Origin of the sequence: Castellaniella sp. (assembly GCF_049650445.1) — a bacterium.
Classification (GTDB): Bacteria; Pseudomonadota; Gammaproteobacteria; order Burkholderiales; family Burkholderiaceae_B; genus Castellaniella.
Window position 1 is genome coordinate 103,325 of the sequence record NZ_JBASAD010000020.1, and the last position, 10,445, is coordinate 113,769.

Here is a 10,445-nt window from a genome sequence, read left to right on the forward strand (position 1 = left end):
TCGCGGGCAAGAGCCCCGCAGGCGTCCCTTTTATAGGATCAGAAAATGTTCAACAAAGTGAGCAAGTCGTTCCAGTACGGCCCGCACACTGTCGTCCTGGAAACCGGCGAAGTCGCCCGTCAGGCTGGCGGTGCGGTGCTGGTGTCCGTCGACGACACGGTGGTGCTGGCTACGGTGGTGGCTGCCAAGACCGCCAAGCCCGGTCAGGATTTCTTTCCGCTGACCGTCGATTACGTCGAAAAGACCTATGCGGCCGGCAAGATCCCCGGCGGCTTCTTCAAGCGTGAAGGCAAGCCCTCCGAAAAGGAAATCCTGACCTCCCGCCTGATCGACCGCCCGCTGCGCCCGCTGTTCCCGGACGGTTTCTACAACGACGTCCAGATCATCATCCATACCGTGTCGGTCAACCCGGAAGTCGATCCCGACATCCCCGCCCTGATCGGTGCTTCGGCCGCTCTGGCGATCTCCGGCATCCCCTTCAACGGCCCGGTGGGCGCTGCCCGTGTGGGTTACATCGACGGCCAGTACGTCCTGAACCCCAGTGCTTCGCAGGTGCGTGGCGAGTCCCAGCTTGACCTGGTGGTCGCCGGGACCGAAACCGCCGTGCTGATGGTCGAATCCGAAGCCAAGCAACTGTCCGAAGACGTGATGCTGGGTGCCGTGGTGTTCGGCCACGAGCAGATGCAGGCCTGCATCAACGCCATCCACGACCTGGTGGCCGAGGCGGGCAAGCCCGAATGGGATTGGCAAGCCGCTGCGCGCAACGAAGTCCTGGCCACCGCCGTGCGCGCGGCCGCCTTCGAGCCCCTGCAGGCCGTCTACCAACTGCGTGACAAGCAGGAACGCACCACGCGCCTGCGCCAGGTCTACGCCGAAGTCCGCGCCAAGCTGGCCGAGCACGCTGCCGCCCGGGGCGACGCCGCCCCCGACAACGTCGAAGTCGAGAACATGCTGTTCGCGCTGGAGTCGGAAATCGTCCGCGGCCAGATCCTGAACGGCGAACCGCGCATCGACGGCCGCGACACGCGCACCGTGCGCCCGATCAGCATCCGCCTGGGCGTGCTGCCGCGCGCCCACGGTTCCGCCCTGTTCACGCGTGGCGAAACCCAGGCGCTGGTGGTCACGACTCTGGGCACCAAGCAGGACGAGCAGATCATCGACTCGATCATGGGTGAATACCGTGACCGTTTCATGATGCACTACAACATGCCGCCGTTCGCCACCGGTGAAACCGGCCGTTTCGGTGTGCCCAAGCGCCGCGAGATCGGCCACGGCCGTCTGGCCAAGCGTGCGTTGTCGCCGCTGCTGCCCGCCGCCGAAGACTTCCAGTACACCCTGCGTCTGGTGTCCGAGATCACCGAATCCAATGGTTCCTCGTCCATGGCCTCGGTCTGCGGCGGCAGTCTGTCCATGATGGACGCCGGCGTGCCGGTCAAGGATCACGTGGCGGGCGTCGCCATGGGTCTGATCAAGGAAGGCGGCCGGTTCGCCGTCCTGACCGACATCCTGGGTGACGAAGATCACCTGGGCGACATGGACTTCAAGGTGGCCGGCACCGTCAGCGGCATCACCGCCCTGCAGATGGACATCAAGATCCAGGGCATCACCAAGGAAATCATGCAGGTCGCGCTGGCTCAGGCCCGCGAAGGCCGTTTGCACATCCTGGGCGAGATGCGCGCAGCCATCGACGGCTCCCGCCAGGAACTGTCCGACTTCGCGCCGCGCATGCTCAGCATCAAGATCAATCCGGAAAAGATCCGTGACGTGATCGGCAAGGGCGGCGCCACCATCCGCGCGCTGACCGAGGAAACCGGTTGCCAGATCGACATCAGCGATGATGGCAGCATCACCATCGCCAGCGCCGACCTGGACCGCGCCCACGAAGCCGAGCGCCGCATCAAGGAACTGACCGCCGACGTCGAAGTGGGCCAGGAATACCAGGGCACCGTCCAGCGTCTGCTGGATTTCGGCGCCATCGTCCAGGTCCTGCCGGGTCGCGACGGCCTGCTGCACATCTCCGAGATCGCCAACTACCGCATCGCCGACATCAACGATGTGCTGAAGGTTGGCCAGTCGGTGCGCGTCAAGGTCCTCGAGGTCGACGAACGCGGCCGTCTGCGCCTGTCGGTCAAGGCGATCGGCGGCATTGAAGCCCAAGGCGGCCCTGCCGCTCCGGCTGCGCAGTAATCGCTGTCCGCTCTCCCCTGCACGGCCTGCGGGCCGTGCAGGGGAGAGCGAAATGGGCGCCCCTCGGGGCGCCCATTTCGCTTGGGGCAACCTGTCTTGCCCGCCGCCCGGACGTCGGATCAGTAGACGGTCGTCTCCGTCAGGCGGATGTGCGACGGTGGATGCTTGCCCAGATAGTCGTGCTGGAACAGGCGCATCCGCAGGACGCTGCGGTATTCGCCGTTGACGAAGAACTCGTCCTTCAGTTCGCCCTCGGTCTGGAAGCCCATCCGGGTATAGATCCGAACCGCTCTCTTGTTCTCGATGTCCACGATCAGGTAGAGCTTATAGAGGTTCAGCACCTTGAAGCCATATTCCATCGCCAGTTGCGTCGCGCGGGTGGCGAGGCCCCGGCCCTGGTGTTCGGGCGCGATGATGATCTGGAATTCCGCACGCCGGTGGATGTGGTCGATTTCCACCAGTTCCACCAGGCCCGCGCGCTGACCATCGCATTCGACGATGAAGCGCCGTTCACTCTGGTCGTGGACGTGCTGGTCGTACAGGGACTGCAGTTCGGAGAAGGTCACGTACGGTTCTTCGAACCAGTAGCGCATCACACTGGCGTTGTTGTCCAACTGATGTACGAATTGCAGGTCCACCCGCTCCAGCGGGCGTAGTTTGATGTGTTCGGCGTGCATGATCGATATCCTTCCTCCTTGACAATACAAGGGGCTGAAAACATTATCTTTCTTGTTTGTAGATACATAAAGATGGAACCCATCTGATTAATAGATGGGAAATCCATGGCTCATGCGCTGGGATTTAGATCAATTGCGCCAATTCGCTGCCATGGCGGACGGTGGCTCGATCAGCGCTTCAGCGCAGCGTCAGCACGATCTTGCCGATCTGTTCGCCCGCGTCCATCATCGCGTGGGCGCGCGATGTCTCGGCCAGCGGGAAGGTGGCGTGGATCGAGGGCCGTACCGCGCCGGATTCCAGCAGCGGCCAGACGCGCTCGCGCAGCGCCTGGGCGATGCGGGCCTTGAAGGCCACGGGACGCGCCCGCAGCGTCGATCCGGTCACCGTCAGGCGACGGCGCATCACCTCACCGCAGTTCAGCGTGCCTTTGGCGCCGCCCAGCAGGGCGATCATCACCAGCCGGCCATCGTCGGCCAGCACGTCGATGTTGCGCTCCAGGTATTTGCCCGCCACCATGTCCAGGATCACGTCCACGCCGCGTCCCTGGGTCAGGGTCTTGATTTCGGCGACGAAATCCTGCGTGTGGTAGTCGATGCCGCGTGCGCAGCCCAGGGCCTCGACGGCCTGGACGCGCTCGGGGCTGCCGGCCGTGGCATAGACCGTGTGGCCGAAGGCGCGCGCCAGTGCGATGGCCGTGGTGCCGATGCCGCTGGCGCCGCCGTGGACCAGCAGGGTCTCGCCGGACGTCAGGGCGCCCCGGTCGAAGACGTTGCTCCAGACCGTGAAATAGGTTTCCGGCAGCGCGGCGGCCTCGACCATGGACAGGCCGGCCGGCACGGGCAGGCATTGTGCGGCGGGCGCCACGCAGAATTGCGCGTAGCCGCCGCCGGTCACCAGGGCGCAGACGGCATCGCCCGGTTTGAATCCTGCAGATGCCGGATCGCCGCCGACGATGCGGCCGGCGATTTCCAGGCCAGGCAGGTCGGACGCACCGGCCGGGGGCGGATAACTGCCTTGACGCTGGAAGACGTCGGGGCGGTTGACCCCGGCGGCCTCGACTTCGATCAGAACCTCGCCGGGACCGGGCACGGGGGTAGGGCGGTCCGTCAGGCGCAGGACTTCGGGGCCGCCCGGCGTGGTGATTTCAATGGCTTGCATGTGGCGCTCCTTCGAATGTGCAAGCGGCATTATGCGCTACACTCTCGGTCTCCGATCCGGAGGTGTGGCAGAGTGGTCGATTGCACCGGTCTTGAAAACCGGCAACGGGCAACCGTTCGTGAGTTCGAATCTCACCGCCTCCGCCAGAATGATCGGTGCAATAATAAGAAACAGTTCGAATCCCATCAGCGCCAGCGGCGTCCAAAGCACCGTCAGTCCGATCTTCCTGCCCAATGCGCTGCCGGCCACCGATGTCGAAACGCTCGCCACCCGGTCCAGGAAGCCATCATATGAATAACTGCATGCAGGGGAAAAGCGCCCTGGCGCCCGAAGACCGGGACTGGACGCGTCGGGCCATCCGCATCCTGGAGGCCGATGGCAGGCGTTCCGCCGACACGCACCTGGTGAAGCCGGATTTTCCGGGGCTGCGCGGCATCGACATCTACTTCAAGGACGAGAGCACGCACCCGACCGGCAGCCTCAAGCACCGCCTGGCGCGTTCCCTGTTTCTGTACGGCATCTGCAACGGCCGCATCCGCAAGAACACGCTGCTGGTCGAGGCCTCATCGGGATCGACGGCAGTATCCGAAGCCTATTTTGCCCGTCTGCTGGACCTGTCCTTCGTCGCCGTTATGACGCGTTCGACCAGCCAGCAGAAAGTCGAGGCGATCGAACGCTTCGGCGGGCGCTGCCATTTCGTGGATCATGCCCGGGAGGTCTATGACGCGGCCCAGGCCATTGCGGACGAGTCGGGCGGCTATTACCTGGACCAGTTCACGCACGCCGAGCGCGCCACGGACTGGCGCGGCAACAACAATATCGCCGAAAGCATTTTCCGCCAGATGGAAGGCGAGTTCCATGCCGTCCCCGAATGGGTGGTCATGAGCGCTGGCACCGGCGGCACCTCGGCCACGCTGGGACGCTTCATCCGCTACCGCAATCTGGATACCCGGCTTTGCGTGGTCGACGTCGAGGGCTCCGCCTTTTACGAAGCTTGGCAAAGCGGCGATAGGGGCATCACGGCGACGGGTTCCCGCATCGAAGGGATCGGCCGCCCGCGCGTCGAGCCCTCCTTCATCCCGACGGTCATCGACGAGATGATCCGCATCCCCGACGAGGCTTCGATCGCGGCTGCGCACGTGCTGTCCGGCCGGTTGTTCCGCCGTGTCGGCGGTTCGACGGGCACGAATTTCATGGGCGTGCTGTGCATGGCCTCGCTCATGCGGCAGCAGGGGCGGGCCGGGTCCCTGGTCACGCTGATCTGCGACAGCGGCGACCGTTACGCCACGACGTATTACGACGAAGACTGGCTGCGTGCGCAGAGTCTGGACATCAGCGGATGGCGCGAGCGGATCGAGCATTTTCTGGATACCGGAGAGGGATGCTTGCTGTAGGCCGGATTGCGGCGCACCCGGCCCTATTACAACAGTCACTACGCCGTCATCGCCCGCAAGGGCGTGCAGTCGCAGATTCACCAGATGGCCGATCTGGCGCGCTACCGCGTCGGCCTCGTGCATGGCGTCGCGTTCGAGCCTGTGCTCAGGGAAGTCGTGCCGGCGGACCGGCTGCGGACTTACGACCAGTCCTCCAGCGATGGCCTGTTCAAGGCACTGCGCGCGGGCGAGATCGACGTGGCCGTGTTCAATCAGAACATTTTTGCCGAGAAGCGCTACAGCCACGAATATTTCGATCTGGAAGTCGTCCTGGTCCTGCACGAATATCCGCGCGCCTACCGGTTCTACATCAGCGACACCGCCGAACATCGGCGCATGGTGCGGGTGTTCGACCGGTATCTCGCGGCGCTGGACGTGTCGGCATCCATCGCGCGGCACGAGGAGGGTGAAGTCCAACTCATCGAGCGCTATGTGGCCCAGCGCAGCCAGCGGACCCTGCTGCAGATCGCCTGCGCCGCTGCCGTGCTGCTGGCCCTGGCGTGCGTGCTGGCCCTGGCGTGCGTGCTGGCCCTGCGTCGCTACCGCCGGCTGTCCCGCCTGCTGGCTGAACGCAACCAGCTCATTCTGCGGCAACAGGAAGCCCTGCAGGCCGCCAAGCAGGCCGGGCGGGATCGGGTGCATGCGGTGGTGCTGGGCTAGGGGAGCCGTCTTTCGCTGCCGGGACGCCCTGTCTTATTCTGTACAATGCCGCATCCATCTGCCCGAGTGGTGAAATCGGTAGACACAAGGGACTTAAAATCTGTTCTGTCAAGTCCTTTCTGCTTGAACTACCGGGCCAGAAGGTCAATAGTGACAACGGTTTGCGAGCATCCAAGATGTAGCTTCATAGCTTGGCTTGGCGATCAGGAGCCAACTAGGCGCCAGTAGATAGAGGTAGGTGTTTCCAGCGCACCGCGCTACGCCCGAGTGGTGAAATCGGTAGACACAAGGGACTTGAACAATTTGAGCCTTCGGGGGGAAACGCCCGAAGTGAAGCCCGTCAAATTCGGCGAAAGCCCTGGATGCTTCGGCATCCGAGCCAACGCCGAGCCAAGCCCAAGCTATGCGCTTGGGAAGGTGTAGAGAGCAGACGGCGGGCACCTACGGCTGTAAGGCTATGGTGAAGGCGTGCTCCAGACCACGAACGCCCTGTGTGAGCAGGACGGCGGCGAAAGCCGAAGTGGTAAGAAAATCCCTCGACCTCACGGTCATGCCGGTTCGATTCCGGCCTCGGGCACCAATCCAGAGCCGCCCCTGCTCACGCAGGGGCGGCTTTTCCGTTCTTGGGCTGTGTGCGCTTGAAGCCACGATCCCCGGCCATGAAGGCTTCCAGCATGTGCGGGATCAGCGTCATGGCATCGACCGCCTCGCCATACGCCTGCGCGTGCAACGCGGCGTAGCGGTCGAGGTCGGCTTTCAGGCTGGCCGGGCAGGCAAAGGTCAGCTTGACGCTCTCGGTCTTGGGCAGCGGCCCGAGCCGCAGCTTCTTGGTCGCGCTCATTGCGAAACTCCCCGATTGAAGAACAGCGGCTGGTACGGCCGCAGCACCAGATCCCGGTTGACGATGATGCGAACCGGCAGGCCCGGCCGCGTCGTCAGCGTCGGCTGGATGTTCATGTTGCGCCGGGTCATCTCCTGGCCGACCTGATTGATGCTGTCCTGTGCGCTGTCGCGTCCGGCAATGACGATGCGGTTGCCGTCCTGCCGGTTCTCCGGCGCAGCCAACTCAGCGCCGACGCCCAGCAGCGTCGTCAGCACCGCGCCCGCGATGATGCGATTCCAATGCCAGTCCACGTCGTCCTCCAGGCCGGCGTAGCCGGCCGGGTCGGTGCCGACAAGGTTGTCGAGCGCCAGCGAGGACGTGTCGGGCAGGATGACCCGGTTCCACACCACCTGCACGCGACTCTGCCCGTAGCTGACCTGGCTGTTGTAGCGCCCGAGGATGCGCGATCCTTGCGGGATCAGCAGGAACTTGCCCGTGGCCGAGTCATAGACCGGCTCCGTCACCGTGGCGATCACGTCGCCCGGCAAGTCCGACTTGATACCCGTCACCAGCGCACCGGCGATCACCGTTCCCGCCATCACCTGATACGGCGACGCCGGCAACGCCAGGTTGCCGGAATTGCGGGTTTCCGTAGAACCGGCTTTCAGGAATGCCTCTTTCTGATCTTGCCGGTTCTGCACGGCGGTCGGGTCGGCGGGCTGGGCCGATGTCGAAGCGGGCCCGGCAGCGAGCGGGTCGAAGGCCGCGAGCGTGCTTGCTGCACCCGGCGCCGCCTGCGCCACCATGGCGGCGGCTTGGCCGCCCGAGCGGAAGAACACCGACGAAGCCGCAGCGGCTTCCGCCTCCTTGCGCAAGGCGTCATTCGGGTCGTGGCCGGGCGCCGAGTAGGCGGCCACGGCCGGCTGCTGCGAGGCCACGATGGCCGGTCCGAGGTCGCCCGGTAGCGGCGGCCCCAGCTCGGGCACCTTCGGCGTCAGCTTCGAGTAGTCGGCCGGCAGGCCATCCAGCCCTTCGGACTTGGACACGCGATCGACGTTGTAAAGCTCGGTCTGCTCGTTGGCCCCGCGCCGCTGCGGCTGTAGCGACCAGATCGTGGCCCCGAGCACGGCGACCGACAGGCCGCCGACGAGGATGGCCAGCGTGCGCCGGTTCAGGCGCGTGACCGGACGCGGCTGGGCGCGCAGCGCCACCGCCTCGGGCGCCATCTTGCCCGCCTGCGGCGTGGCAAGGTCGGGGGTGTCGTCCTGGCCCATGTCAGTTCCTCCGCGTGCCATCCGTGCGCTCGATCCGCACCATGTCGCCCTTGTCGCCACCCAAGCGCAACTCGGCGGCGCCGAAAAGACGATCGACGATGTAGTACGGTGAACGGAAACGGTAATTGACCAGTTGCCCGTCGCCTTGCGCACCGATGACGAACAGCGGCGGCAGCTCGCCTTGTGCGATGCCCGGCGGGAACTGGATATAGACCTTCTCGCCGTCATCGAAGGCGCGCAGTGGTTTCCACGGCGGACTGCTGCCGCTGATCGCGTAGCGGAAGCGCAGGTTTTCCAGCGATAGCCCGGTACCGACAGGCGCGGCGGCGCTGGCCGCCTGCGCCTGGCGCTGCAAGGCCAGCATCCGGTCGCGCGGGTACTCCCAGGACACCGACGCCATCCACGTCTTCTCGGTCGAGGTCAGCTCCAGCAGGTACGTCCGGCGGCTGGTGGTGATGACCAGATTCGTCTTGAGACCCGAGCGGATCGGCTTGACCAGCACGTTCACGCGCAGGTCGGCGCCGTTGCCGCTGGACGTGTCGCCCACGATCCAGCGCACGGTATCGCCAGCGGCCACCGTCACCAGTTCCTCGCCCGGCTGGAGTGCAATCACGGTCACTCGGCCCACGGCCGCATAGACCTGATACAGCGCGCCATCGGTGAAGGGCCACACCTGAATCGCGTTGACATAGCCCTCGCGCGTGGGCGCGATGCGTGCCTCGGCGTTGGCACGCGAGACGCGCACCTTCTCGTCGGCCGGTTCCGGCGCAGGCTTGGCTTCCTCGCCCTCGGGCACTGGCTTCAACTGCGCCGGCATCGGCAACACCTCGGGCACAGTCACAACTTCCACTGGCTGAGGCGGTTCGGGCAGTGGCTGCGCCTGCACCGGCTCATCGAGCGAAATCACCGGCGGCGGCTTGCCCTGCGTGGCGCAGCCTGTGAACAAGATGGTTGATGCAAGCAGGATCACCGGCAAAGCGGATCTACGGAAAAGTGCATTCATGGCTTGGCTCCTTCGGAAGAATCCAGTTCGCGGCTCCACGACAGGCCATTGACGTAGATGCCCAGGGGGTTCTTGCGCAGGCGTTCTTCGGTGCGCGGCGGCTGGAGCACGATGGACACCACGGCCGTCCACCGCTCCAGCCCAGCCGCGGCGCCATTGACGTAGCGGCGTTCCGTCCAGCGCACGTTGAACGACGTGTCGCTGGCGCGCACGACGCTGGTGATCTGCACCGTTACCGACTCTTTGCCGATGCGCGCGAACGGATCGTTCACGCGCGCGTAGTCGTTGAGCACGGCCGCGCCCTTGTCGGTGGTGTGGTCGTAGGCGTCCAGCCAGTTCTGCCGCACCACGATCGGGTCGATGGACAGCGACCGAACCAGCGTGACGAAACGCGCGATGTGGTGCGCCGTCTGCGCATCGCTGGGCCGGTACGGCGTAGCGGCTTCGCCCACGGCGCGCACCTGGCCCGCGTTGTCCACCTCCACCACATAGGGCGTGACGATGGACTGCGCCGAGCGCCAGACCAGGCCGCCCGCCATCAGCAGCGCAAGCGCGAGGCAGCCGAAGGCCATGAGGCGCCAGTTTTTCGCCTGCACGCGGGACGAGCCAATGCGCTCGTCCCACACCTGGCCGGCAGCTTGGTACGGAGTGGCAGGCTGCGGCGTGTCGGCGTAGCGCACCTGCGGTCGTTTAAATCGCATGGTCAGTTCTCCTTATGAATTGGAATCGCGCAGGCTCGGCCCCTGGCCGGAGCCGCCGCCATCGCCACCGCGCAGCGCGTGGGCGGTGGTGGTCGCGGCATGAGTGAGTTGCTGGCGGCGGTGCAGCCGCTTGGCCCAAGCGGGCTGTTCTTGCTTCTGCGCGTTGGCGCCGCCCGCTGCGGCTTCGCCTGTGGAGGCCTGGCTGGATGCTCCGGCTCCACCGGATGCCGCACCCGCACCGTCGTCAGTCGGGCCGTTCCACCCGGCACGGAAGGAGCTGGTCATCTTCTGGCCGAAGGCGGATGCGCGGGACGCTGCACCCCGTCCGGCAGACTGCGCGCCGGTCTTGGCGACATTTCCCAAGCCGGCCATCGCGCCTTTCGCGCCACCGCCTGCGGCGGCGGAACCGGCCTGGAACGCCGAGCGTGCGCTGCTGGCCGTCGAGGTGGCAGCACGCGCACCACTGCCGGCGAGCTTGGCCGCGGCAGGCGCCATGCGCGCCCCGGCCATGACCGCGCCGCCTACGCC

General features: G+C 65.6%; 9 protein-coding genes, 1 tRNA gene and 1 pseudogene. 4 read left to right on the plus strand and 7 right to left on the minus strand.

Going from position 1 to position 10,445, the window contains the following annotated elements; all coding sequences use genetic code 11:
• Positions 1 to 45: 45 nt before the first annotated feature.
• The gene (gene pnp / locus WA983_RS07085) at positions 46 to 2,187 is read left to right on the plus strand and encodes a polyribonucleotide nucleotidyltransferase (protein WP_424249646.1); all 2,142 of its coding nucleotides are present in this window, start codon (positions 46 to 48) and stop codon (positions 2,185 to 2,187) included.
• Positions 2,188 to 2,306: 119 nt separating this feature from the next.
• Here pnp and speG read toward each other — a convergent pair whose 3' ends face one another.
• Both speG and WA983_RS07095 read right to left on the minus strand, forming a co-directional pair.
• Positions 2,307 to 2,864, minus strand: coding sequence for a spermidine N1-acetyltransferase (gene speG / locus WA983_RS07090; RefSeq protein WP_424249644.1), 558 nt, complete (start codon positions 2,862 to 2,864; stop codon positions 2,307 to 2,309).
• Positions 2,865 to 3,042: 178 nt separating this feature from the next.
• A complete protein-coding gene (locus WA983_RS07095; protein WP_424311800.1) occupies positions 3,043 to 4,023 on the minus strand; it encodes an NAD(P)H-quinone oxidoreductase in 981 nt (326 codons plus the stop codon).
• A gap of 58 nt (positions 4,024 to 4,081) precedes the next feature.
• On the opposite strand from WA983_RS07095, the gene WA983_RS07100 reads away from it, so the two are divergent.
• The 3 genes from WA983_RS07100 to WA983_RS07110 all read left to right on the plus strand — a co-directional run bounded on the left by WA983_RS07100 (position 4,082) and on the right by WA983_RS07110 (position 6,116).
• Positions 4,082 to 4,169, plus strand: a tRNA-Ser gene (locus WA983_RS07100).
• A 144-nt stretch (positions 4,170 to 4,313) separates the two neighbouring features.
• Complete coding sequence (locus WA983_RS07105; RefSeq protein WP_424247103.1) at positions 4,314 to 5,417, plus strand: PLP-dependent cysteine synthase family protein; 1,104 nt, start codon at positions 4,314 to 4,316, stop codon at positions 5,415 to 5,417.
• A gap of 6 nt (positions 5,418 to 5,423) precedes the next feature.
• Positions 5,424 to 6,116 (plus strand): substrate-binding periplasmic protein, encoded by a 693-nt coding sequence (locus tag WA983_RS07110; RefSeq protein WP_424311801.1) that lies wholly within the window; start codon positions 5,424 to 5,426, stop codon positions 6,114 to 6,116.
• Positions 6,117 to 6,714: 598 nt separating this feature from the next.
• Here the strand turns inward: WA983_RS07110 and WA983_RS07115 are convergent.
• The 5 genes and pseudogenes from WA983_RS07115 to WA983_RS07135 form a co-directional block, all read right to left on the minus strand.
• The gene (locus tag WA983_RS07115; protein WP_073665898.1) at positions 6,715 to 6,957 is read right to left on the minus strand and encodes a DUF2274 domain-containing protein; all 243 of its coding nucleotides are present in this window, start codon (positions 6,955 to 6,957) and stop codon (positions 6,715 to 6,717) included.
• On the minus strand, positions 6,954 to 8,213 hold the full coding sequence (locus tag WA983_RS07120) for a TrbI/VirB10 family protein (RefSeq protein ID WP_113931796.1): 1,260 nt from the start codon (positions 8,211 to 8,213) through the stop codon (positions 6,954 to 6,956). The genes WA983_RS07115 and WA983_RS07120 overlap by 4 nt, the downstream gene beginning before the upstream one ends.
• 1 nt (position 8,214) lies before the next feature.
• Positions 8,215 to 9,216, minus strand: coding sequence for a P-type conjugative transfer protein TrbG (gene trbG, locus WA983_RS07125; RefSeq protein ID WP_113931797.1), 1,002 nt, complete (start codon positions 9,214 to 9,216; stop codon positions 8,215 to 8,217).
• Complete coding sequence (trbF, locus tag WA983_RS07130; protein WP_073665901.1) at positions 9,213 to 9,917, minus strand: conjugal transfer protein TrbF; 705 nt, start codon at positions 9,915 to 9,917, stop codon at positions 9,213 to 9,215. The genes trbG and trbF overlap by 4 nt, the downstream gene beginning before the upstream one ends.
• Before the next feature lie 12 nt (positions 9,918 to 9,929).
• Positions 9,930 to 10,445: pseudogene (locus WA983_RS07135) on the minus strand (P-type conjugative transfer protein TrbL); the annotation flags it as partial.

Excerpts from the sequence above, each read along its gene's own strand:
- WA983_RS07115 (WP_073665898.1), bottom strand. The coding sequence starts at position 6,957 with ATGAGCGCGACCAAGAAGCTGCGGCTCGGGCCGCTGCCCAAGACCGAG.
- WA983_RS07105 (WP_424247103.1), top strand. The coding sequence starts at position 4,314 with ATGAATAACTGCATGCAGGGGAAAAGCGCCCTGGCGCCCGAAGACCGG.
- WA983_RS07120 (WP_113931796.1), bottom strand. The coding sequence starts at position 8,213 with ATGGGCCAGGACGACACCCCCGACCTTGCCACGCCGCAGGCGGGCAAG.
- speG (WP_424249644.1), bottom strand. The coding sequence starts at position 2,864 with ATGCACGCCGAACACATCAAACTACGCCCGCTGGAGCGGGTGGACCTG.
- pnp (WP_424249646.1), top strand. The coding sequence starts at position 46 with ATGTTCAACAAAGTGAGCAAGTCGTTCCAGTACGGCCCGCACACTGTC.
- WA983_RS07095 (WP_424311800.1), bottom strand. The coding sequence starts at position 4,023 with ATGCAAGCCATTGAAATCACCACGCCGGGCGGCCCCGAAGTCCTGCGC.
- trbG (WP_113931797.1), bottom strand. The coding sequence starts at position 9,216 with ATGAATGCACTTTTCCGTAGATCCGCTTTGCCGGTGATCCTGCTTGCA.
- trbF (WP_073665901.1), bottom strand. The coding sequence starts at position 9,917 with ATGCGATTTAAACGACCGCAGGTGCGCTACGCCGACACGCCGCAGCCT.